26 protein-coding genes and 1 tRNA gene are annotated in these 22,163 nt (G+C 67.2%); 11 read left to right on the top strand and 16 right to left on the bottom strand.

Annotated features, from left to right (window positions below; translation table 11 throughout):
* Window positions 1–55 precede the first annotated feature (55 nt).
* From OCH7691_RS04300 to OCH7691_RS04285, 4 genes are all read right to left on the bottom strand, one after another.
* Window positions 56–511, bottom strand: coding sequence for a MarR family winged helix-turn-helix transcriptional regulator (locus tag OCH7691_RS04300; protein WP_085882151.1), 456 nt, complete (start codon window positions 509–511; stop codon window positions 56–58).
* A 242-nt stretch (window positions 512–753) separates the two neighbouring features.
* A complete protein-coding gene (locus OCH7691_RS04295; protein WP_085882150.1) occupies window positions 754–1,461 on the bottom strand; it encodes an MOSC domain-containing protein in 708 nt (235 codons plus the stop codon).
* On the bottom strand, window positions 1,458–2,162 hold the full coding sequence (locus OCH7691_RS04290; protein ID WP_085882149.1) for a 5-formyltetrahydrofolate cyclo-ligase: 705 nt from the start codon (window positions 2,160–2,162) through the stop codon (window positions 1,458–1,460). Before OCH7691_RS04290 ends, OCH7691_RS04295 begins: the two co-directional genes overlap by 4 nt.
* Window positions 2,159–2,656, bottom strand: a complete 498-nt coding sequence (locus OCH7691_RS04285; RefSeq protein WP_085882148.1) for a group III truncated hemoglobin — start codon at window positions 2,654–2,656, stop codon at window positions 2,159–2,161. The genes OCH7691_RS04290 and OCH7691_RS04285 overlap by 4 nt, the downstream gene beginning before the upstream one ends.
* A gap of 79 nt (window positions 2,657–2,735) precedes the next feature.
* Between OCH7691_RS04285 and OCH7691_RS04280 the strand changes: the two genes are divergently transcribed.
* From OCH7691_RS04280 to purU, 3 genes are all read left to right on the top strand, one after another.
* Complete coding sequence (locus OCH7691_RS04280) at window positions 2,736–3,170, top strand: RrF2 family transcriptional regulator (protein WP_085882147.1); 435 nt, start codon at window positions 2,736–2,738, stop codon at window positions 3,168–3,170.
* The gene (locus tag OCH7691_RS04275) at window positions 3,167–3,535 is read left to right on the top strand and encodes a DUF488 domain-containing protein (RefSeq protein ID WP_085882146.1); all 369 of its coding nucleotides are present in this window, start codon (window positions 3,167–3,169) and stop codon (window positions 3,533–3,535) included. The genes OCH7691_RS04280 and OCH7691_RS04275 overlap by 4 nt, the downstream gene beginning before the upstream one ends.
* Window positions 3,536–3,701: 166 nt before the next feature.
* Window positions 3,702–4,586: a formyltetrahydrofolate deformylase gene (purU, locus tag OCH7691_RS04270; RefSeq protein WP_085882145.1), complete on the top strand. Its 885-nt coding sequence runs from the start codon at window positions 3,702–3,704 to the stop codon at window positions 4,584–4,586.
* A 27-nt stretch (window positions 4,587–4,613) separates the two neighbouring features.
* Here purU and OCH7691_RS04265 read toward each other — a convergent pair whose 3' ends face one another.
* Entirely contained in the window at window positions 4,614–5,084 is a 471-nt protein-coding gene (locus OCH7691_RS04265; protein WP_085882144.1) for a nuclear transport factor 2 family protein, read from the bottom strand.
* Window positions 5,085–5,190: 106 nt separating this feature from the next.
* Window positions 5,191–5,733 (bottom strand): carboxymuconolactone decarboxylase family protein, encoded by a 543-nt coding sequence (locus OCH7691_RS04260; RefSeq protein WP_085882143.1) that lies wholly within the window; start codon window positions 5,731–5,733, stop codon window positions 5,191–5,193.
* Between the two features lie 120 nt (window positions 5,734–5,853).
* On the opposite strand from OCH7691_RS04260, the gene OCH7691_RS04255 reads away from it, so the two are divergent.
* Window positions 5,854–6,771 (top strand): LysR family transcriptional regulator, encoded by a 918-nt coding sequence (locus tag OCH7691_RS04255; protein ID WP_085882142.1) that lies wholly within the window; start codon window positions 5,854–5,856, stop codon window positions 6,769–6,771.
* Window positions 6,772–6,819: 48 nt separating this feature from the next.
* Here the strand turns inward: OCH7691_RS04255 and OCH7691_RS04250 are convergent.
* Window positions 6,820–6,906: transfer RNA gene (locus OCH7691_RS04250), tRNA-Leu, on the bottom strand.
* A gap of 212 nt (window positions 6,907–7,118) precedes the next feature.
* On the opposite strand from OCH7691_RS04250, the gene OCH7691_RS04245 reads away from it, so the two are divergent.
* From OCH7691_RS04245 to OCH7691_RS04230, 4 genes are all read left to right on the top strand, one after another.
* Entirely contained in the window at window positions 7,119–7,580 is a 462-nt protein-coding gene (locus OCH7691_RS04245) for an Hsp20 family protein (protein ID WP_085883494.1), read from the top strand.
* A gap of 137 nt (window positions 7,581–7,717) precedes the next feature.
* A complete protein-coding gene (locus tag OCH7691_RS04240) occupies window positions 7,718–8,299 on the top strand; it encodes a YqaA family protein (protein ID WP_085883493.1) in 582 nt (193 codons plus the stop codon).
* 68 nt (window positions 8,300–8,367) lie between these two features.
* On the top strand, window positions 8,368–8,877 hold the full coding sequence (locus OCH7691_RS04235; protein WP_085883492.1) for a disulfide bond formation protein B: 510 nt from the start codon (window positions 8,368–8,370) through the stop codon (window positions 8,875–8,877).
* Entirely contained in the window at window positions 8,874–9,473 is a 600-nt protein-coding gene (locus tag OCH7691_RS04230) for a demethoxyubiquinone hydroxylase family protein (RefSeq protein ID WP_085882141.1), read from the top strand. Before OCH7691_RS04235 ends, OCH7691_RS04230 begins: the two co-directional genes overlap by 4 nt.
* Window positions 9,474–9,485: 12 nt before the next feature.
* On the opposite strand, the gene OCH7691_RS04225 is transcribed toward OCH7691_RS04230, so the two are convergent.
* From OCH7691_RS04225 to OCH7691_RS04210, 4 genes are all read right to left on the bottom strand, one after another.
* Window positions 9,486–10,217 carry a hypothetical protein gene (locus OCH7691_RS04225; protein ID WP_085882140.1) on the bottom strand — a complete coding sequence of 244 codons (732 nt, stop codon included), beginning with the start codon at window positions 10,215–10,217 and terminating at the stop codon, window positions 9,486–9,488.
* A 163-nt stretch (window positions 10,218–10,380) separates the two neighbouring features.
* Window positions 10,381–10,926 (bottom strand): HNH endonuclease, encoded by a 546-nt coding sequence (locus OCH7691_RS04220; protein ID WP_085882139.1) that lies wholly within the window; start codon window positions 10,924–10,926, stop codon window positions 10,381–10,383.
* 163 nt (window positions 10,927–11,089) lie between these two features.
* Window positions 11,090–11,704, bottom strand: coding sequence for a DNA-3-methyladenine glycosylase family protein (locus tag OCH7691_RS04215; protein WP_217807787.1), 615 nt, complete (start codon window positions 11,702–11,704; stop codon window positions 11,090–11,092).
* Window positions 11,701–13,002 (bottom strand): S41 family peptidase, encoded by a 1,302-nt coding sequence (locus OCH7691_RS04210; protein ID WP_085882138.1) that lies wholly within the window; start codon window positions 13,000–13,002, stop codon window positions 11,701–11,703. Before OCH7691_RS04210 ends, OCH7691_RS04215 begins: the two co-directional genes overlap by 4 nt.
* A 116-nt stretch (window positions 13,003–13,118) precedes the next feature.
* Here OCH7691_RS04210 and gluQRS point away from each other — a divergent pair, with 116 nt between their 5' ends.
* Window positions 13,119–13,976: a tRNA glutamyl-Q(34) synthetase GluQRS gene (gluQRS, locus tag OCH7691_RS04205; RefSeq protein WP_085882137.1), complete on the top strand. Its 858-nt coding sequence runs from the start codon at window positions 13,119–13,121 to the stop codon at window positions 13,974–13,976.
* On the opposite strand, the gene OCH7691_RS04200 is transcribed toward gluQRS, so the two are convergent.
* The 3 genes from OCH7691_RS04200 to OCH7691_RS04190 form a co-directional block, all read right to left on the bottom strand.
* A complete protein-coding gene (locus tag OCH7691_RS04200) occupies window positions 13,973–14,296 on the bottom strand; it encodes an ACT-like domain-containing protein (protein ID WP_085882136.1) in 324 nt (107 codons plus the stop codon). The genes gluQRS and OCH7691_RS04200 overlap by 4 nt on opposite strands.
* 163 nt (window positions 14,297–14,459) lie before the next feature.
* Window positions 14,460–15,578 carry a 2'-deoxycytidine 5'-triphosphate deaminase gene (locus OCH7691_RS04195; RefSeq protein ID WP_085882135.1) on the bottom strand — a complete coding sequence of 373 codons (1,119 nt, stop codon included), beginning with the start codon at window positions 15,576–15,578 and terminating at the stop codon, window positions 14,460–14,462.
* A 184-nt stretch (window positions 15,579–15,762) separates the two neighbouring features.
* Complete coding sequence (locus OCH7691_RS04190) at window positions 15,763–17,769, bottom strand: ethylmalonyl-CoA mutase (protein ID WP_085882134.1); 2,007 nt, start codon at window positions 17,767–17,769, stop codon at window positions 15,763–15,765.
* Between the two features lie 248 nt (window positions 17,770–18,017).
* Between OCH7691_RS04190 and ccrA the strand changes: the two genes are divergently transcribed.
* Window positions 18,018–19,322, top strand: coding sequence for a crotonyl-CoA carboxylase/reductase (gene ccrA / locus OCH7691_RS04185; RefSeq protein WP_085882133.1), 1,305 nt, complete (start codon window positions 18,018–18,020; stop codon window positions 19,320–19,322).
* A 97-nt stretch (window positions 19,323–19,419) separates the two neighbouring features.
* Window positions 19,420–21,120, top strand: coding sequence for an acyl-CoA dehydrogenase family protein (locus OCH7691_RS04180; protein ID WP_085882132.1), 1,701 nt, complete (start codon window positions 19,420–19,422; stop codon window positions 21,118–21,120).
* Here OCH7691_RS04180 and OCH7691_RS04175 read toward each other — a convergent pair.
* Both OCH7691_RS04175 and OCH7691_RS04170 read right to left on the bottom strand, forming a co-directional pair.
* Window positions 21,117–21,371, bottom strand: coding sequence for a DUF6552 family protein (locus OCH7691_RS04175; RefSeq protein ID WP_085882131.1), 255 nt, complete (start codon window positions 21,369–21,371; stop codon window positions 21,117–21,119). The genes OCH7691_RS04180 and OCH7691_RS04175 overlap by 4 nt on opposite strands.
* Window positions 21,361–22,065 (bottom strand): SDR family oxidoreductase, encoded by a 705-nt coding sequence (locus OCH7691_RS04170; protein ID WP_085882130.1) that lies wholly within the window; start codon window positions 22,063–22,065, stop codon window positions 21,361–21,363. Before OCH7691_RS04170 ends, OCH7691_RS04175 begins: the two co-directional genes overlap by 11 nt.
* Window positions 22,066–22,163 lie beyond the last annotated feature (98 nt).

The following is a 22,163-nucleotide window of genomic DNA, read 5'->3' as shown; positions in this document are numbered from 1 at the left end:
GATCCCGGACATCGGGGCGGAACGGCATCTGTTACGTCGTACGTAGGGGTCGCGGTCAGATGAGTTTCTTGAGCAGCGCCAGCAGGGTCGCCTGTTCCGCCGCGTCGAGCGGCTCGAGGATGCGTTCGCTGACCACGAAGCCGTTCCCGTAGTGACGCAGGAACAGGTCTTCGCCGCTATCGGTAAGCTGCAACAGCACCCGCCGGCCGTCGTCCGGATCGCGCCGGGTGGCGACGAGATCCCGCGCCCGCAAGCGGCGGATCAGGTTCATCGTCGTCGCCGGATCCATCGCCGTCAGTCGCCCCAGATGATTCTGGGACAACTCGCCATGCGCATAGAGCTTGCTGAGCACCGCATATTGCGTCGGCGTCAGGTTGTCCTCGCCGATCGTGCTCTGGAAGACCGCCGTCGCGCGCTGATGGGCCCGGCGGAGCAGATGGCCGATCTGTTCCTCCAGCACATAGACGGGGTCCTGGTGCTCGATACGGACGGGGCGGGCTCGATAGGGCATTCTGCAGCTCGTTGGCGTCGTTGAAGGGCGGCACCAGCCGGTGCAGACGGCGGGACGAAGCCGGAAGGCAACGGCATCGCCCGGTGGATCCCGGCGAAGGCCATGACGTGAGCCGGTCGCCTGTCGGGCGTCGTCACGGGGCGCGCGACATCCCGCGCATTGTTTGCGTCACCCCGTAACCGATGTCAATTTCATAGTGGCCCTGCGGCGGACCATGGAGACGGCCGGGACTGGGTTCACGATCATGGCTCGGCGCGCGCGGCCGCGGGCGTTTCGAGGCGGGGCGACCAGTCCTCGACGGCCTGCTGTTCCAGGCGGCGGCGGGCGAGGTTTCGCCAGGACTCGGCCAGCAACGGCATATCAACGAGCCGGGCCAGCACCTCCCGGTTCAGGGTATCCCGATAGAGCACGTCCATGATCCGCTGCAGGGTCCAGCCTTCTGCCGGACGTTCGACGAGCGTCATCCGGTCGCCCGCCCTGACCCGCCCTTCTTCCAGAACCCGGTAGTACCAGCCGGTCCGGCCAGTCTCCTGGACACGCCGCGCCATTGCCGGTTCGCCGAAGCGCTCGTTCAGCCGCCAGCAGGGCTGCCGTCCCTGCGAAAGCTGGACCAGCGCCGTGCCGAGCCGGTAGACGTCGCCGATGCAGACATCCGCCTCGGTCAGTCCCTCGGTCGAGAGATTCTCCCCGAAGGCGCCTTCGCGGGGGAGCAGCGCGGCAAGACCGGGCGCCTCCCGCCGCCAGAGCGCGTAATGCTCGTACGGATAGTGATGCACCGCCTTTTCCGGGCCGCCATGCCGGCCGGTGTCGCCCTGGGCGTCGCCGGCAAGGCCCGTGCGGGTGACGAGAACGCTGTCTCCGACCGGCTGCTTGAAGATCCCGCTGGCCACACCGCGCCGGCCGAGCGGCGCGACCTTGCCCACAAGGACGGCGCGAACGGCGAGGGTCACGGCGCCTCGTCCGGGACCACAGGCGAAACGATCTCGACCTCGGTCACCACGGCGTCCATCGGTATGTCATACCATTGCGGATAGATCGTGGGGATCGCGGAAAGCCGGAAGCCGACCCCGATCACGCGGGGCCGTTTCCGCATCGCCGCGAGGGTGCGGTCGTAGAATCCGCCGCCATAGCCCAATCGGTAGCAGGCGCGGTCATAGCCGACGACCGGCGCTATGACGATATCCGGAATGACGACCTCGGCGGTCTCCTTCGGGATCGGGATGTTCCACACCCCGCGGTCGAGTGCGTCTCCGGTCTTCCAGTGGCGGAAGATCAGCGGCTCGCCCTTTGCGACAACCACCGGGAGCGCGCAGCGGGCGCCGCGATCCTCGAGATCCTTCATGAACGGATGCAGGTTCGGCTCGCCCCGAAACGGCCAATAGGTGCTCACCGTCAGGCCCTCGACCTCGCCGACGGCATTGTCGAGATTGTTCATGAGACGATCGCCAGCACGACGGCGAAGATCGCCGGTCAGCGCCATGCGTTCGGCGATCAGCCGCTCCCGCTCCGCCTTCCGCCAGCGTTTCAGGTCGGCGCTCTGGCCGGAACCGGCCGCAGCCGAGAGTGCCGACCATTCCGGATCGGTCTCATGCATGAAACAGGGCGGCGACGCGAATTGCCCCGCACCTTCGTCGTCGTCGCCAACACTCATATCGTCGTTCCTGTCGCTTCGCCGGGGACGGCCGGCAGAACGACATCCGCGTCCGCCCGGTGCAGCCGTTCGCCCATCATCAGCATCACCCCGTTATGTCCCGCGATCCCGAGTTCGAGACTAGCCGCAATGCGACGGGCAATTGTCAGGAAATGCTCGGCCGCCTCCGGCGGACAGACCTCGAAGGCGGTTTTCTCGAACAGCGAGAGCCAGCGGTCGAAATGTCGGGCGTCGACCGGCAGCGGCATATGCTTGACCATCGGCTGGCCATGATAGCGCCCGGTCATCAGCGACACCGACGACCAGAACTCGCACATGGTCTGCAGATGCGGCTCCCATTCGGCGATGCGCGCGTCGAAGACCGGCCCGATCAGCGGGTCCTGGCGCACCTTGTCATAGAAGGCGCGCACCAGACGATCGATCATCACCTCGTCGATTCCCGTCCGTTCGACGATCTCGGCCGCGACCGCCGCCCTTTTCTCAGCAGGAGTCATGTCCGCCTCTGAATAAGTATTCTATATGCGTATTTATCATGCGATACTGGCCGCGCCAACAGCTAATCAGGGGACCGGGATGCGCCTGACCGCCTTCACCGATTTCGGACTGCGCGCGCTGATGCGCCTCGCCGGCGAGCCGGGGCGCCTGTTCACCACCGACGAGATTGCCCGGGAATTCGGCATCTCTCGGCATCACCTGACCAAGGTCATCCGGGAACTGGGCGCCGCCGGCATCGTTGTCACCCAGCGCGGGTCGGGCGGTGGTTTCCGGCTCGCCCGCGCGCCGGAAGGCATTTCGATCGGCGAGATCGTCAGGCTGCTCGAGAACCGCCAGGCGCTTGCCGAATGTTTTCGTGCCGACGGCGGCGCCTGCGTTCTGACGCCTGACTGCCGCCTGAAGGGCCGCCTCGCGGCCGCGCGCGAGATCTTCCTGGCCGAGCTCGACCGCAGCACGCTGGCCGATTGCGCCTATCCGGCACGGACCGACAAGCTGGAGGAACTGGCAGGATGAGCAGTGGAAAATCGAAGCCCGAGATCGCGATCAAGCGGATTTACGACGGCGCCTCCCGGAGGGACGGCTACCGTGTCCTGGTCGACCGGGTCTGGCCACGCGGCGTCTCGAAGGAAGAGGCCGATATCGACCGCTGGGCGAAGGAAATCGCGCCCTCTTCGAAGCTTCGGAAATGGTTCGGACACGATCCGGAGAGATGGGACGAGTTCCGGAAGCGTTATCGTGAGGAACTGGACGAGCAGACCGACACGCTCCGGGAACTGCTCGATGACTGCGGCGGCAAGCGGATGACCCTGCTCTTCGGCGCGAAGGATACCGAGCACAACCAGGCCGTTGTGCTGAAGGACGTCCTGAAGGCGCTCTAGCCCCGCCCCGTCACCCGCCGCGCGCCAGCCTTCGTCACACATTGCTTGCGGCAACCGCGCCAATCGCCTAGTTCCGTAGCGCGACCGGCCGGCGCCAACCGTCCGGAGGGGAGGCCCGTTGCCTGGCTCGGCGCGGGCGACGGTGAACGAGGATGTGCGTGGCGGAATGAACAGTTTCACCCTGACGGTTACCTGTCTGTCGACACGCGGCGTGGTCGCGGCGATATCGGGCTACCTGGCCCGCGAGGGCTGCAACATTTCGGACAGCACGCAGTTCGACGACCGCGAGACCGGCCGCTTCTTCATGCGCATCAGCTTTCTGAGCGAGCAAGGCCGGACGCTCGAGGATCTCGATGCGGGCTTCGCCGCGGTCGCGGCGCCGCTGTCGATGGACTACAGCTTCCACGACGAGGCCGCGCGGATGAAGGTCGTGCTCATGGTCTCGCGCTTCGGCCACTGCCTGAACGACCTGCTCTATCGCTGGCGGATCGGCGCGCTCCCGATCGACATCGTTGCCGTGATCTCGAACCATCTGGACTATCAGAAGGTCGTGGTGAACCACGACATCCCGTTCCACTACATCCGCGTGACGAAGGAGAACAAGGCCGCCGCCGAGGCCCGTCAGCTGGCCGTCGTCGAGGAGATCGGGGCCGAACTCATCGTGCTCGCCCGTTACATGCAGGTCCTCTCGGACGACATGTGCACGCGGATGTCGGGGCGGATCATCAACATCCACCATTCCTTCCTGCCGAGCTTCAAGGGCGCCAATCCCTACAAGCAGGCCTACGAGCGTGGCGTGAAGCTGATCGGCGCGACGGCGCACTATGTCACCGCCGATCTCGACGAGGGGCCGATCATCGAGCAGGACACCGTGCGCGTCACCCACGCCCAGTCCGCCGCCGACTATGTCTCGCTCGGCCGCGACGTGGAAAGCCAGGTGCTGGCGCGGGCGATCCACGCCCACATCCACCGCCGGGTCTTCCTGAACGGCAACAAGACCGTCGTCTTCCCCGCCGGGCCGGGCGCCTACGCCTCCAAACGGATGGGCTGAGGCGACAGGCCCGATCAGGCACGACGGTTACAGGCCCAGTTCGCTGAGGCCCGGGTGATCGTCGGGTCGCCGGCCGAGAGGCCAGTGGTAGAGGCGATCGCTTTCGCGGATCGGCAGGTCGTTGATGCAGGCGAGGCGCCTGCGCATCAGGCCGTGCTCGTCGAACTCCCAGTTCTCATTGCCGTAGGAGCGGAACCAGTTGCCGCTGTCGTCGTGCCATTCGTAGGCAAAGCGGACGGCGATCCGGTTTTCGTGAAACGCCCACATCTCCTTGATCAGCCGGTAATCCAGCTCGCGCGCCCATTTGCGCCTGAGAAAGCCGATGATCGCCTCCCGGCCCTGCACGAACTCCGCGCGGTTCCGCCAGGTGCTGTCGATCGTGTAGGCGAGCGCGACCTTCTCGGGATCGCGGCCGTTCCAGCCGTCCTCGCCTTGCCGGACCTTCTCGACGGCGGTCCGGACGGTGAAGGGCGGCAAGGGCGGGCGACTCTGGTTCATCTTCAGGTTCCTTCTGATTGCTGAGCGGCACCTTGTCGGCGCCGGCTGATGTGGCGGAATGAGCCGAGGCACGGGAGGGGGCTGATGTGCCTCGGCACACTCGGAGTCAGGCCGCCTCGGCCCGAACAGCCGGGAAATCGATCTCGGTCTTGGCAACTTCGTTGAGGAAGTTCGTGAAGGTGTTCTCCGCGACAAGCGCCACGATCTCGACGATCTGTCCGTCGCTGAAGCCGGCATCCCGGACCGCGGCAACGTCCGCCTCGCTTACGTGGCCGCGGCGCGCGACGACCTTGACGGCGAATGCCACGGCGGCATTCGCCTTCGCGTCCCCGGACGCGCCCTTGCGGTTGAGGGCGATTTCCACCGGGCTCAGCCGCGCAAGGTTGAGGCCGAGATAGGTATGGGCCGACAGGCAATAGTCGCAGCCATTGGCCTGGGCGACGGCGAGCGCGATCCGCTCACGGGTCCGGACGTCCAGCGCCTTGCCCAGAGCGCCCTGGAAGGCGGTGTAACCGGCCAGCGCCGCCGGGCTGAGGGCGATCAGACGGAACAGGTTCGGCACGACGCCGAGTTGCTTGTGAACGGCGTCGAGAATGGGCTGGGACGCTTCGGGGGCATCGTCGCGGGTGGGGATGTCGATGCGTGACATGGCAATCTCCTTCGCTGCGGGAGCCGGTGTGGCTCGGTCACGAAGAAGAATGGGTATTTTCATCTGGCAGAAAAATCTGGCAATATCGTAAGTCATCTTACCAGATTTTGGAAAGATTGAATGGACCGGCTCGAAGCCATGTCGATGCTGCTGGAGGTTGTCGAGAAAGGCAGCCTGTCCGCCGCCGGCCGCGCGCTTCGGGTCCCGGTCCCGACGCTCAGCCGGAAGATCTCCGACCTCGAAGCCCGCCTCGGCACGCGTCTGCTGATCCGCACGACCCGGAAACTCAGCCTGACCGACGCCGGGGTCGGCTACGTCGCGGCCGCGCGCCGGATTCTCGAACAGGTCGACGACGCGGAACGCGAGGCAGCGGGTGAATTTACTACGCCGAAGGGCGAACTCGTACTCACCGCGCCTATCCAGTTCGGCCGCCTGCATGTTCTTCCGGTGGTCACCGACTTCCTGGCCCTTTTTCCCGAAATCAACGTCCGTCTGCTGCTGTCGGACCGCAACGTCCACCTTGTCGACGATAACGTCGACATGGCGGTCCGGATCGGCGAGCTGCCGGACAGCGGGATAATCGCGACACGGGTCGGCGCGGTGCGCACGGTGATCTGCGCCAGCCCGGACCTGCTTGCCGGCCACGGCGACCCGCGGCACCCGGACGACCTCGCGGAACTGCCCTGCCTGACGGCGGAAGTCGCGTCGCTTTCCACGGTCTGGCGCTTCCGCTCGACCGAGCCTCCCCGCCGTCTGGAGATCCCGGTCGCGCCGCGCCTGTCGGTCACCACAACCGAAGCCGCCGCCGAGGCGGCGATACGGGGCGCGGGCGTGACGCGGCTGCTCCATTACCAGGTGGCCGAGGCGGTCCGGGCCGGCCTGCTCCGCATCGTGCTGGAGGATTTCGAGCCCGCGCCCGCGCCGATCCATCTCGTCCATGCCGCGCGCGGGCAGATGCCGCTCAAGATGCGCCATTTCCTCGATTTCGCCGCACCGCGCCTGCGCCGGGCGCTCGCCGCGATCGATTCAACCGGCTAGCGCCCGAGGGCCGCTCCGGAAGCCTTGTCGGGATCGCGATGTCGGGAATGGTGCCCCTGGCCGGACTCGAACCAGCACGCCGTTGCCGGCAACAGATTTTGAGTCTGCCGCGTCTACCAATTCCGCCACAGGGGCACGGCCGCGCACTATAACCGAGCCGGTCCGGCGGTCAACAAGGACCGCCGGTGCGGATTCGCCCGCCCCGGCCACCCCCTTGACGGGCGAAACGGCATTTCCCACATCGGGGTCGAGGCGGACGCCCGTACGGGGTCCGCTTCGGAGAAGTGTGAGGGGACGGGCCGAATGAGGCCGTCCCGAAACAACGTTATCGCTCAATGGAGGATGACATGAGCACCTTTGATTTCACGCCCCTTTTCCGTTCCACGATCGGCTATGACCGGCTGCCGCGCCTGCTCGAGATGGCGCTTCGCGACAGCGATGGCGGCAATGGCTATCCGCCCTACAACATCGAGCAGTTCGGCGAGGACGATTACCGGATCTCGATGGCCGTCGCCGGCTTCGGCGAGGACGATATCGAGCTCACCGTCCAGGAAGGCCTGCTGATCATCAAGGGCCAGACCAAGCAGGAAGAGCCCGAGGGCAATTATCTCTACAAGGGCATTGCCCGCCGCGGCTTCGAACGCCGGTTCCGGCTCGAGGATCATGTCAAGGTGACCGAGGCGAGCCTCGTCAACGGCATGCTTGTTGTTGAGCTGAAGCGCGAGATCCCCGAGGCGATGAAGCCTAAGACGATCGCGATCAAGCGCGGCGACAGCCCCAAGGCGATTACCTCGAAGAAGGCCGCCTGACCGGCAGTCGTATCGAACGGAAGCGGGGAGCGCCCTCACCGGCGCTCCCTTTTTCGTCGTGCCGGCGGCCGCTGTGGACAGCGCCGCCGCCCTCCGGCATAGTCCGCCGCGCGTAGCGACCGGGTTCCGGAGGGATGATGCTGAGGCGGCTGTATGACTGGACGATGAGCCTCGCGGGCCATCGGAACGCCGAAACGGCGCTGGCCGGAGTCTCTTTCGCGGAAAGCTCGTTCTTTCCGGTGCCCCCCGACGTCATGCTGATCCCGATGGTGCTCGCGCGGCCCGACCGCGCCTGGCGGATCGCCCTGATCTGCTCGATCGCCTCGGTGATCGGCGGCCTCTTCGGTTACGCGATCGGCTATTTCTTCTGGGGCACGGTCGGCCAGCCGCTCGTCGAGTTCTACGGTTTCGCCGACAAGTTCGCCGCCTTCCAGGCCGGCTACAACGATCATGGCGGCTGGATCGTGGCCCTGTTCGGCTTCACGCCCTTCCCCTACAAGGTCATCACGATCGCCAGCGGCGTGACCCAGCTCGATCTCGTGATCTTCCTCACCGCCTCCGTGCTCACCCGGTCGGCGCGTTTCTTCCTGGTCGCGGCCCTGCTGAAGCGCTTCGGCGAACCGATCCGGGAATTCATCGAGAAGCGCCTCGGGTTGCTTACCATCGTCTTCTTCGTGATGCTGTTCGCCGGCTTCGTCGCCGTCCGCTACCTGGTGTGACGACGCCCGGCAAACCACACGAAAAGCTGGCCCAACACGCCGGTTAGGCCTATCTAGGTCGCATGAACATGCATCGCACAACGCCGCTCGACCGACTGCCGCTGATCCTCGCGGCGGCCAGCGCGGCGATGCTCCTCTTCGCGTTTGCCTCGCAAGTGGTTTTCGATCTCATTCCGTGCAAGCTCTGCATCTGGCAGCGCTGGCCCCATGTCGCGGTGGTCATCATCAGCCTCGTCGCGTGGGGCTTCTGGGCCTCGCGGCCGCAACTCGGCCAGGCCCTGACCGCGATCGCCGGACTGATCCTGCTGGTCGGCGCCGGGATCGCGCTCTTCCATGTCGGTGTCGAGCAGCAATGGTGGCAGGGCCTCGAAGGCTGCACCGCGCCGCCGGGCGAGGCGCAGTCGCTCGACGCGCTGCGCCAGCAATTGCTGGCGACGCCGATAGCGCGCTGCGACGAGGTCGCCTGGTCCCTGTTCGGCCTGTCGATGGCCGCCTGGAATGGCCTGATCTCGCTGGCCCTTGCCGGATTGGCCTTCCAGGCCGTCCGCAAGCAGGTCGAACGGCGGCGCACGCTATGACCGGTACGGACGACAGGACCCGGCGACCGGCCGAGATTCCCGCGGCCGCCCGCACCGGCGCCGGTCGGCAGCCCGGCGACCCGGATCCGAAGGAACAGGTCGCCCGGATGATCCGGGTCGACCATGCCGGCGAATATGGCGCGGCGCGCATCTATGCCGGGCAGATCGCCGTGCTGGGCGCGAGCGAGTGCGGCGAGACGCTCCGCCACATGCGCGACCAGGAAGCGGTGCACCTCGCCGCCTTCGAGACCCTGATCGCCGAACGCCGGGTCCGCCCGACGGCGCTTGGCCCGCTCTGGCATCTGGCCGGGTTCGCGCTGGGCGCCGGTACCGCGCTGCTCGGCAAGGAAGCGGCGATGGCCTGCACCGAGGCGGTCGAGGAAGTGATCGACGAGCATTACCGGAAACAGGCGGAAAGCCTTGGCGACGACGAGAAGGAACTCCGCGAAACGATCGACGGTTTCCGCGCCGAGGAAATCGAGCACCGCGACATCGCGCGCGCCGAAGGCGCCGCCGAGGCGCCGGGCTACGCGCCGCTGACGACCGCCATCAAGGCCGGCTCCCGGCTGGCGATCTGGTTGTCGACACGGATCTGACCGCGTCGGCGATCAGGGGTAGGCGCAGGTCTCCAGGCTGACCGAGGCGAAGGCCCGCCGAGACGAGGTGATCGAGAAGCGGAATTCGCGATTGCCGACCACCTGTGCATGGTGCAGCGGCAACACCCCGTTCACCGTCGTCGCGTCGCCGCCCCGCCAGGTGAAGGTGACGGTCACCGCCTCCCGCGGATCGAACCATCCCTCGGGCTGGCCGGCCTCGTTCTTCGCCGGTTCGCCGGTCGCCGCGATCACCACCGCGCCGTCATCGAAGGCGACGGCGCCGGCCGGGCCGGCATCGTAGATCGGGGTCGAGACGACGAAGCGCTTGGCGCTCGGATCGGCATCGCAATTGCGCTTTTCCTCGGCCAGCTTGAGCACTTCGGTGAGACGGGCCGGGCTGACGCCGTCCTCCAGCCGCTGGGTCAAAAGTTCAAGAAGTTCGAGGCGGGCGCCGGTGGGCAGGTCCTTCTCGTAGCGGCTCCGCCAAGTGCGGGCCTCAAGCAGCGCCGCGCCATGCTGGCTTACGGCCTCCTCGGTCTGCTGCCGAAGCTCCTCGTTTTCCTTCTCAAGCGCCGAAACCTGGGCATAGATCGCCTCGACCTGGCGACCGGCCTCGTCCTGACCCTCGAAATAGCCGTAGGCCCCGATGGCGCCCAGAAGCGCCACATAGACGATGAACAACACCACACGGCGCCGGCGTTCCTGCTGTTTGCGGCGGCGCGAAACGCCGAGTTCGTAACCCATATCCAGCTATCGCTTGCGATTTTTCCGACTGACTCCCGTCTGAATAGTGGCGAAATGCGCCGCCATCAAGGCCGCTCTGCGCCGGCCGGGAGCTTCCGGCCCGGGACCGGCGGCAACGAACGGAGAAATATCGGGAGAGACTTGCGGGGGCGGGCCGGGCCGCTCAGGGCTCGAGCTCGGAATCCCAGTAGAGATAATCGTTCCAGCTTTCGTGGAGGTAGTTCGGCGGAAATGCCCGGCCGTTGTTCTGCAGCTCGCCGACGGTCGGGATATAGGGTTCCCGACGCGGGATCATCCGGGCCTCGCGCGGCATCCGCCCGCCCTTCCGCACGTTGCAGGGCGCGCAGGCGGTGACGATATTACCCCAGGACGTGCGGCCGCCCTTGGACCGCGGCAACACATGGTCGAAGGTCAGTTCCTCGCGGGCGCCGCAATACTGGCAGGAGAACATGTCGCGGAGGAACAGGTTGAACCGGGTGAAGGCGGGGCGCGGCGCCGGCCGGACATAGCGTTTCAGGCAGACGACGCTTGGCAGCCGCATCTCGAAGCTCGGCGAGCGCACGACGGCGTCATATTCCGAAATCACCTCGACGCGATCCTGAAAGGTCGCCTTCACGGTTTCCTGCCAGGACCACAGCGAGAGCGGAAAGTAGCTCAGTGGTCTGTAGTCCGCGTTAAGCACCAGGGTCGGACAACTCTCCGGTGTCATTTTCGCGTCATCTCCCCATGTGCTGCGGGTCGCGATCGAAAACGTCCACGATTGTTAACCGGCGCCAATGAAAACGCAATTCGATTTACAAGATTGAGTGTGAAGAGTTTTTGACGATACCGAATATTGAGGCGACGGCACCTCGGTCCCGGTTCCGGCTTGTCTACGGCGCGACCGCCCGACCCTTGACGTGGCGGTAGTAGCTCCAGAGCAGCCGCGCCGCGACCGCCCGATGCGGCCGCCAGGGCTCCGCCAGATCGTCCATCACCCGGCCTTTCGGTCGCTCTGCCAGACCCTTGGCAATGCGGATCGCCTCCTGCAGGGCAATGTCGCCTGCCGGCCAGATGTCCTCGCGGCCGAGCGCGAACATCAGGTAGATCTCGGCGGTCCAGCGGCCGACTCCCTTGACCGCGACCAGGGCCGCCTGGGCCGCCTCGTCGTCGAGACGGTGCAGGGCGTCGAGATCGAGCGTGCCGTCGGCCACCAGGGTCGAGAGATGACTCAGGTAAAGCGCCTTCTGGCGGCTCAGCCCGAGGGCGCGAAGGGCCGTCTCGTCATGGCCGAGCAGGGTTTCCGCGTCGAACGGACGGATCGCAGCCTCGAGGCGGGACCAGATCGCCGCAGCGCTGGCGAGCGAGACCTGCTGCTGCACGATGATGCGGGCGAGCGTCTCGAACCCGGGCGGGCGGCTGCGGTCGGGCAGCGGCGTCGAGACCGGCATGATGCGGGCAAGGTCAGGGTCCGCGGCCGCCAGCGCGGCCAGCGCGTCGTCGCTCACTCCCCGGCCGGCCGGCCGGCGATCAGCGGCTGGCAGGGCAGCGTTGCCTCGATCCGGCCGATGAACGCATCGTCGCCCTGCTGGGCATCGGCGATGAAGGGAATATCGGGCTCGATCCCCTTGCCGTCGAACGACGGGCCGCCGCCGGCGGAAAACCGACCGGTGGTCAGCCGCATGCCGCCGCCGTTGTCGAGCGACTGGAGAACCTGCATCGTGCCCTTGCCGAAGCTGCGCTCGCCAACCACCCGGGCGCGCGACTGGTAGCGGAGCGCACCGGCAACGATTTCCGCGGCCGAGGCGCTTTCGCGGTTCATGACCACCAGAACCGGCTTGCCATCGGCCCGGTCGCCGGCGGCGGCCAGGTGGCGCTGCCCGGACTGGGCGCGGCCGTGCACCTCGAGGATCGCGCCGCGTTCGAGGAAGCGGTCGGCGACCTCGACGGCGGCACTGACCAGGCCGCCCGGATTGTCGCGCATATCGAGGACGATGCCGCAGAGACGGGCGCCGAGCGTCCGTTCGATATCGTCGAAGGCCGCGTCGAGACCGCGCACCGTGGTGCGGTTGAAGCGGGCGAGCTGGATATAGGCGACGTCGCCGTCAATGCGATGATGGACGGCGGCCACTTCGATCGCGCGTCGCGCCAGCCTGACCTCGAACCGCTCCGCTGTGCTCGGCCGCTCGATGGCAAGCACCGCGGTGCTGTCAACGGGCCCGCGAAGCTGCCGCACCGCCTCGCTCAACGTCAGGCCGATGAGCTCCCGGCCGTCGATATGGGTGATCCGGTCGTCCGCCAGGAGGCCGATTTCGGCGGCCGGCGAACCCTCGATCGGATTGACGATGGTGACATAGTCGCCGTCGATCCTGATGCGCACGCCGAAGCCCTCGTAGTGGCCGTCGATGCTCTCCAGGTAGGCGGAATAGGCCTCCGGCGGCAGGTAGCTCGTATTGGGGTCGAGTTCCGCCAGCATGCCGTTGATCGCGGCCGTGGTCAGCGCGGGATCGACGCGGTCGGCCTCCGGCAGGGCGATCACGCCGCGCAGCGCGGCCTGGGACAGCGCCGGGATATCGACGTCGTCGACATAGAGACGCTCGACCTTCTGCATCGCCTGGCCGACCATCTCCAGATGATCCTCCGGCGGCGCCGTCCCGATCGCCTGGCGGTAGCCCCGATCGTAATCCTCGAGCGCCAGATGGACCACCGGATCGAGCTGGAACGGCAGCGACGGCAACGCGCAGGCGGCCAGCAGGACGGCCGCGAAGAGCAGGGCGGGCCACCGGGTTCCGAATTGTCGATGCATCAGGCGAGCCTAGAACCGGTCTATGAAACATTCCTTAAGCCAGCGTCGCCAACGATCCCGTCGCGGTCGAGCGCCGCGCTGGCTCCACGTTTCCCGGGCCGTTATATCAGTTCATCATGTCTTTCGTCACCCGCTTCGCCCCCAGCCCGACCGGCTACCTGCATCTCGGTCACGCCCATTCCGCGCTCGCCGCCTGGCAGGCGGCACGGCGCGCGGGCGGCCGCTTCCTGCTCCGCATCGAGGATATCGACGGCGGCCGGGCGCGCCCGGAGTTCGTCGCCGGCATCCAGGAAGACCTCGCCTGGCTCGGCCTCGACTGGGAGCAGCCGGTGCGCCGCCAGTCGAAGCATATGGACGACTACGCTGCCGCCCTCGCCCGGCTCGACGCCGCCGGCCTGCTCTATCCCTGCTTCTGCACCCGCAAGGAAATCGCCGCCGAGATCGCCGCCAGCGGCAACGCCCCGCACGGGCCCGACGGGCCGCGCTATCCCGGCACCTGCCGCGGTCTCGATGACGGCGAACGACGGGCCCGCGAGGCCGCCGGCATACCCTTCGCGCTACGGCTCGACATGGACAGCGCGCTTCGCGCCATCGCCGGACGCACGCTCGGCTGGACCGATGCGCGACGCGGGCCCGTGGCGCTTGACCCTGCGCCGTTCGGCGATGTCGTGCTGGCGCGCAAGGAGATCCCGACAAGCTATCACCTTGCGGTCACCGTCGACGACGCGCTGCAGGGGGTGACCTGCGTGATCCGGGGCGAGGACCTGTTCGAGGCGACCCATGTGCATCGCCTGCTGCAGGCGCTGCTCGGTCTGCCGACACCCGACTATTGCCATCACCGGCTGCTCACCGATGCGGCCGGCCGCCGGCTTGCCAAGCGCGACGGCGCACCGACGATCCGCGCCCTGCGCGAGGCCGGCAGGTCGCCGGAAGAGGTGATCGCGATGGCCGGGATGGCGGCCGGCGAGGCCTAGTCGCCGGCACCCTCGATGCAGACGGTCTCGACCGAGACCTGGCCGGCCATGCGCAGCCGGAGATGCTCGATCTCGTTCCGCCCGAGGCAGGGCACGGTGATGCGAACCGCCAGCGTACCCACCTCGGCGCTCGCCTCGAGCCGGGTCGGCACGACGCTGCGCAGCGCGAAGAGCTCGAGCAGGCGCGGCAGCATGCCCGGTTCGGACTGGCCGCGGATCAGGAAGGTGGTGAGACGGGGTGAAGCAGCGGCCTCGGCGCCGGTTTCAAGCGGCGCGAACGCGGTTCGGTCGGCCTCGAGGGCCTGTTCGGTATGCGACATGAGCGGGAATCCCGTGACGGATTGTGGAGCGAGCGGTGAACAGGGGTGTCCTATCCCGGCCTCTTCAGGAGGCCGGGCCGCTAATTCGCTCCATTTGTCCGAACACGGTCATGGCGGAAAGCTACGCCCAAGCGCGGCAGGACGTCAAGTGGGGCGCGATCCCTCAGGGCCGGAACTGCTTGCCGAGTTGCAGGCCCTGGCGCTGGTAGTGGGAGCCGATGCCCTGGCCGTACAGCTTGTCGGGGGTCTCCATCAGGCGTTCGAAGACCAGCCGGCCGACGATCTGTCCGTCCTCGAGCAGGAACGGAACCTCGTGGCTGCGAACCTCCAGCACCGCGCGCGTGCCCGAGGCGCCGAGCGAGGCGAGCCCGAATCCCGGATCGAAGAAGCCGGCGTAATGGACGCGGAACTCACCCACCAGGGTGTCGTAGGCGAGCATCTCGGCGGCGTAATTGACCGGGATCGAGACGGCCTCGCGGGAGGCCAGGATGTAGAAATCGTCCGGGGTCAGGATCATCGAGCGGTTGCGGTCGGCCCGCACCGGCTCCCAGAAGTCCCATTTCTCGTAGTGGGCCGGGCGGTCGACATCGATCACCGGGCAATGATGGCGGGCCTTGTAGCCGACGAAGCCGTCCTCACCGCCGGCCAGATCGACGCTAAAAGCGAGCCCGTTCTTGATCACCGGCTCGCCGCTGGCGGCATCGACAAGGCCGACCGTCTGGTGCAGGCGGCGCAGTTCGTCGTCGCTCGACACCGGGGAGCCGCGGCGAAGCCTGAGCTGGGCCAGGCGCGAGCCGGTGCGGACCCGGATCGAGAAGGTGCGCGGCGTGATCTCGGCATAGAGCCGGCCCCGGTAGCCCTCGGCGATCTGGTCGAATTCGGCGCCGTTGTCGGTAAGGATGCGGACGAAGACATCGAGCCGCCCGGTCGAGCTCTTCGGATTGGCGGTCGCGAACATGCGCTTCTTCAGGGCCAGCCGTTCGAGCAACGGCACGACATAGACGCAGCCCTGTTCCAGCACCGCGCCCCCGGTGAGGTCGAGGCGGTGCATCTCCAGCCGCTCGATCTTGCTCTCAACAGTCGTCTCGCGGCCCGGCAGGAAACTCGCCCGGATCCGGTGCGCGGTCCGGCCGAGACGCAGGTCGAGGCTGGCCGGCTGAACCTGCGCCTCGTCGATCGGCAGGGCCGCGTCGTCGCTGGCAAGCTCGCCCGCGGCGATCGCCTGGCGGATCATCTGGGCCGGCAGGATGCCGGTCGAATAACGCGTGGTCTGGTCGTTCATGGCTGCATCGTCGGGGGTTGCGGCACGGCCGGCGCGGCCGCGTCCTGCGGCCCCAGCATAGCCTGCCCGGCGCGGCAATTCATCGTCCGATCCATCCCCGGTGGCGAGCCCGGCAAGCCGCTGGCGGATAAGCACGCACCGGCTTTTCCCCGATTCTCACAGGCGGCCCGCGGGCAAGTTATCCTCAGGCCGCCTCGCCCCGGGCGTCGATGATCCCGGCGATATCGGCCATGATCGCGGTCAGGTCGTAATCCTTCGGCGTGTATACGGCGGCGATCCCCGCCGCCTTCAGGCGCGCCGCGTCTTCGGGCGGGATGATGCCGCCGACGATCACCGGCACTGCGCCGAGCCCGAGATCGCGCAGGCCCTTCAGGACATCCTCGGCGAGCTTCACGTGACTGCCCGACAGGATCGACAGGCCGACCAGGTGAACCGCCTCCTCCAGCGCCGCGTTGACGATCTGGTCCGGGGTCAGGCGGATGCCCTCGTAGACCACCTCCATGCCGCAGTCGCGCGCGGCAACGGCGATCTGCTCGGCGCCGTTGGAATGACCGTCGAGGCCGGGCTTGCCGATCAGGATCTTGAGCGGCCGGCCAAGCCGCCGGGCGACCGCCTCGACCCGGTTGCGGGTTTCCGTCAGGCGGTCGCCGCCGACCCGGCTGACCGTGGCGCCGACGCCGGTCGGCGCTCGATACTCGCCGAACACCCGACGCAGGGTCTCGCCCCATTCGCCGGTGGTGACGCCGGCCTTCGCCGCCTCGATCGAGACCGGCATGATGTTGGCGCCGCCCTTCGCCGCCTCGGCGAGCGCGGCCAGCGCCGCGTCGACGGCGCCCTGATCGCGGCCTGCCCGCCAGCCGGCGAGGCCCTCGATCTGGGCATTCTCCGCCGCCGGGTCGACGGTCATGATGCCGCCGTCGCCCGCATCCAGCAGCGGCGACGGTGCGCTTTCGGTGAACTGGTTGACGCCGACCACGACGGTCGAGCCGTCCATCACCCGGCGCACCCGCTCGGCATTGGCCTGGACGAGCGCTTCCTTCATGTAGCCGGTCTCGACGGCCGCGACGGCGCCGCCGAGTCCGAGGATCCGGTCGAGTTCGGCCTTGGCCTCGGCCTTCAGGCTCTCGACCTTGGCAGCGATCACCTCGGAGCCGCGGAAAATGTCCTCGTATTCCAGCAGGTCGGTCTCGTGGGCGACGATCTGCTGCAGGCGCAGCGACCATTGCTGGTCCCACGGGCGCGGCAGGCCGAGCGCCTCGTTCCACGCCGGCAGCTGCACGGCGCGGGCCCGGGCGTCCTTGGACAGGGTGACCGCCAGCATCTCCAGCAGGATGCGATAGACGTTGTTCTCCGGCTGCTGCTCGGTCAGGCCGAGCGAGTTGACCTGCACGCCGTAACGGAAGCGCCGGAACTTCGGGTCCTCGACGCCGTAGCGGGTTTCGAGGATCTCGTCCCACAACTCGCCGAAGGCGCGCATCTTGCAGATCTCGGTGATGAAGCGGATGCCGGCATTGACGAAGAAGGAAATCCGGCCGGCGACACGCGGGAAGGCGTCATCGTCGAAGCGCCCGGTCGCCCGCACCGCGTCGAGCACGGCGATCGCGTTGGCCAGCGCATAGGCCAGTTCCTGCACTGGCGTCGCGCCCGCCTCCTGCAGGTGGTAGGAGCAGATGTTGGTCGGGTTCCATTTCGGCATCTCGCCGGCGGTGAACGAGATCACGTCGGTGATCAGCCGCATCGACGGCTCGGGCGGGAAGATGTGGGTGCCCCGGCTCAGATACTCCTTGATGATGTCGTTCTGCACCGTGCCGGTAAGCGATTCGCGCGCCGCGCCGGTTTCGTCGGCGACCGCGATATAGAGCGCCAGCAGCCAGGGCGCCGTCGCGTTGATCGTCATCGAGGTGTTCATGCGGTCGAGCGGGATGCCGTCGAGCAGCGCCCGCATGTCGCCCAGGTGGCCGATCGGCACGCCGACCTTGCCGACCTCGCCGATCGCCAGCGGATGGTCGGAATCGTAACCGGTCTGGGTCGGCAGGTCGAAGGCCACCGACAGCCCGGTCTGCCCGCGCGCCAGGTTCGTCCGGTACAGCTCGTTCGAGGCGCGCGCCGAGGAATGTCCCGAATATGTCCGGAACAGCCACGGTTTGTCGCGCTTCACCGGGGTTTCCGTCCTGTCCGCCTTGCCGCTCACCTGAACCTCATCTGCACAACATCGTTTCGTCGACTGACCCCTGTCACGGCGCAATATTGCGGCGCAAGGTCGCTGGAAGAAATATCATGTCTCTCTGCTGCGGTGCAAAAAGAACTTGCAGCATCCTGATCGATCCTCTTAGATCGCCCTCAGTTCGCCGCTTCCGGCCGCGGGAGACGGCTGAAATGATCGGGTTGCGAGCCTAGCGGCGCGCCGCCCGCGAGACAAGGAAGGTTGGAGGAATGGCCATGGCTGAAACCGAAAGCGTCGCCGACGCGACGACCGAAAGTGCGGCGAAAGGCGTCTACAAAGACCTCTATGAAGTCGGCGAGATTCCCCCGCTCGGACATGTACCGAAGCAGATGTATGCTTGGGCGATTCGGCGCGAACGGCACGGCCTGCCCGACAAGGCGATGCAGGTCGAGGTCGTCGATACGCCGACGATCGACCCGGACGAGGTGCTGATTCTCGTGATGGCCGCGGGCGTCAACTACAACGGCGTCTGGGCCGGACTGGGCGTCCCTGTTAGCCCGTTCGACATCCACAAGGCCGATTACCACATCGCCGGTTCCGACGCCTCGGGCGTGGTCTATGCGATCGGCAGCCGGGTCAAGCGCTTCAAGGTCGGCGACGAGGTCGTGGTGCATTGCAACCAGGACGACGGCGACGACGAGGAATGCAACGGCGGCGACCCGATGTTCTCGCCGAGCCAGCGGATCTGGGGCTACGAGACGCCGGACGGCTCGTTCGCGCAGTTCGCCCGGGTGCAGTCGCGCCAGATCATGCATCGGCCGCGCCACCTGACCTGGGAAGAAAGCGCCTGCTACACGCTGACGCTCGCCACCGCCTACCGCATGCTGTTCGGCCATCGCCCGCATATCCTCCGGCCGGGCGACAACGTGCTCGTCTGGGGTGCCTCCGGCGGCCTCGGCTCGATGGCGATCCAACTCATCTCGACCGCCGGCGCCAACGCCATCGGCGTGATCTCGGACGAATCGAAGCGCGATTTCGTGCTCTCGCTCGGCGCCAAGGGCGTCATCAACCGCAAGGACTTCGACTGCTGGGGCAAGATGCCGCTGGTCGAGGATACCGAGGCCTACGGCGCCTACATGAAGAAGTGCCGCGAGTTCGGCAAGGCGATCTGGGCGATCACCGGCAAGGGCAACGACGTCGATTTCGTCTTCGAGCATCCGGGCGAGGCGACCTTCCCGGTGTCCTGCTTCGTGGTCAAGCGCGGCGGCATGGTGGTCTTCTGCGCCGGCACCACCGGCTACAACATCACCTTCGATGCGCGCTTCGTCTGGATGCGGCAGAAGCGCATCCAGGGCAGCCATTTCGCCAACCTGAAACAGGCCGCCCAGGCCAACCAGCTGATGATCGAGCGTCGCATCGACCCGGTGATGAGCGAGGTTTTCTCCTGGTCCGACATCCCGCGCGCGCACATGAAGATGTACAAGAACGAGCACAAGCCGGGGAACATGGCGGTGCTGGTGTCGGCGAAATATCCCGGCATGCGCACGGTCGAGGATGCGATCGAGGCCGGCAACGGCTGACCGGGCGGACGGCATAGCCCCCGCCCGTCCCGTCCCGCACGGGCGATCCGGGCGGGGGCATCGACATTCGAAGATACTCGCGTTGTAAGGAAGAACGATGACGGCTGCGGCACTCGAAGCGGACGCGGCGGGCACCGGCCCGCTTCTCGACGATCTGTTGGCAATCACCGGCGAGGCGGTCGAGGCGGCCGAGCGCTACCGCTCGCTGGTCGCCGAACGGGTCGCGGCACAGGTCGGCGGCGCCGACGGCCGGATCGATACCGCGCGCCTCGAGCAAGAGCAGTTCCGCGCCCACGGCTTCGCCTGGATCGCGACCTATGTCGAGGCCCTGCGCGAGTTGCGCGGCTGGGCCGTCCGGCTTGACGACGAGGGCAAGCTCGGCGAGATCGAGCGGCTTATCCTGCAGGCCGGCTTCGGCGAATATCTCGGCCAGCTCGCCGGCGGCGTGGCGATGACCCAGGGCGAGATCGTCCGACCGGCCCATTTCGGCCTCGACGAGGCGGCGATGGCCAGCGTACTGACCCCGGCGGTGCGCCGGCTGATCGCGGCGGGCGATGCGCCGGGCGTGCGCGCACAGATCGGGACGCTGATCGCCGAGGGCACGACGACCGGCGATTTCGGCGATCCGGGTCTCGACGAGACCTACACCATGATCGCGCAGCAGTTCCGCCGCTTCGCCGACGAGAAGGTCGTGCCGTTCGCCCATGACTGGCATCTGAAGGACGAACTGATCCCGATGTCGGTGATCGAGGAGATGGCCGAACTCGGCGTCTTCGGCCTGACCATCCCGGAGGATTTCGGCGGCCTCGGCCTCGGCAAGACATCGATGTGCGTGGTCTCGGAAGAGCTCTCGCGCGGCTATATCGGCGTCGGCTCGCTCGGCACCCGCTCGGAGATTGCCGCCGAACTGATCCTGCTCGGCGGCACCGACGCGCAGAAGACGCGCTGGCTGCCGAAGATCGCCAGCGGCGAGATCCTGCCGACCGCGGTCTTCACCGAGCCCAACACCGGTTCCGACCTCGCCAGCCTGAAGACCCGCGCCCGCCTCGACGGCGACGTCTACAAGGTGACCGGCAACAAGACCTGGATCACCCACGCCGCCCGCGCCGACGTGATGACCCTGCTCGCCCGCACCAACCCGGACGCGCCGGGCTACAAGGGCCTCTCCATGCTGCTCGCCGAAAAGCCGCGCGGCACCGAGGGCGATCCCTTCCCGGCCGAGGGCATGTCGGGCGGCGAGATCCCGGTGCTCGGCTATCGCGGCATGAAGGAATACGAGATCGGCTTCGACGGCTTCGAGGTGCCGAAGGAGAACCTGCTCGGCGGCAGCGAGGGCAACGGCTTCAAGCAGCTCATGCAGACCTTCGAGAGCGCCCGCATCCAGACCGCGGCGCGCGCGCTTGGCGTCGCCCAGAACGCGCTCGAACTTGGCCTCGCCTACGCCCGCGAGCGGATCCAGTTCGGCAAGCCGATCGGCGCCTTCCCGCGCGTCTACGGCAAGCTGGCGTGGATGGCGACCGAGATCATGATCGCCCGTCAGCTCACCTACGCCTCGGCACGCGCCAAGGACGAGGGCCGGCGCTGCGACCTCGAGGCCGGCATGGCCAAGCTGCTTGCCGCCCGGGTCGCCTGGGGCGCCGCCGACAACGCGCTGCAGATCCACGGCGGCAACGGCTTCGCCATGGAGTACCCGATCAGCCGGGTGCTCTGCGACGCCCGGATCCTCAACATCTTCGAGGGCGCCGGCGAGATCCAGGCCCAGGTCATCGCCCGCCGCTTGCTGGACGGCGCGAACTAGGACCCGCCGGCCAGCCCGACCAGCATGGCACCGAGGGCGGCAAGGTGGATCAGCATGATCGCCTTGTCGTTCCACAGCACGCCGACGGCGAGCCAGCCCGTCAGACCGGCCAGGAACAGGTAGATATTCCACGGCGCCAGCCCAACGGCCGTCGCGGAATATCCGAGGATCTGCATGGCCGAGGCGATCCACTTGATCGCGAAGGCAATCCGGCCCGTACCCCGCAACCCGACGATCGCGTCAGACGGCACGGGTCAGCCCGCCGTCGATACGGATATTCTGACCGGTCACGTAGGCGGCGGCGTCCGACGCCAGATAGGCGATCAGGGCCGAAACCTCGTCCGCATTTCCATAGCGCCCCATCGGGATCCGCGCGCGACGGTCGGCGGTTTCGGGAAGGCTGTCGATGAAGCCGGGAAGAACGTTGTTCATCCGGACATTGTCGGAGGCATACTTGTCGGCGAAGAGCTTGGTGAAGGCGGCCAGCCCGGCCCGGAACACGCCCGAGGTCGGAAACAACGGGTCCGGCTCGAAGGCCGCGAAGGTCGAGATGTTGACGATCGCGCCGCCGCCCTGCGCCGACATGACCGGGGCGACGAGGCGGGCCGGCCGCACGACGTTCAGCAGATATACCTCCATCCCGACGTGCCAGTCGTCGTCGCTGATTTCCAGCACCGGACCCTTCGGGCCGTGGCCGGCGGAATTGACCAGCACGTCGATGCGCCCCCAGCGTTCCATCGCAAGGTCGACAAGCTTCTGCAGATCCTCGACCGAGCGGTTCGAACCGGTCACGCCGATCCCGCCATGTTCCTTCGCCAGGGCTTCACCCTTGCCCGAGGATGACAGGATCGCGATTTCGTAACCGTCCGCGGCCAGCCGCCGGGCGGCGTCCGCGCCCATGCCGCTGCCACCTGCCGTGATGAGCGCAACCTTCGATGACGTCATGACTGGTTCTCCCGTTGTCACATTCCGTCATCAACATGAACCGCGGACGGCCGCTTGACCAATCATCGCTTGTCGCGCGAGACTGTAGAAAATCTACT

Source organism: Oceanibacterium hippocampi, assembly GCF_900172325.1.
Taxonomy (GTDB): Bacteria; Pseudomonadota; Alphaproteobacteria; order Sneathiellales; family Sneathiellaceae; genus Oceanibacterium; species Oceanibacterium hippocampi.
This window is presented reverse-complemented; position numbering and strand designations above follow the sequence as displayed.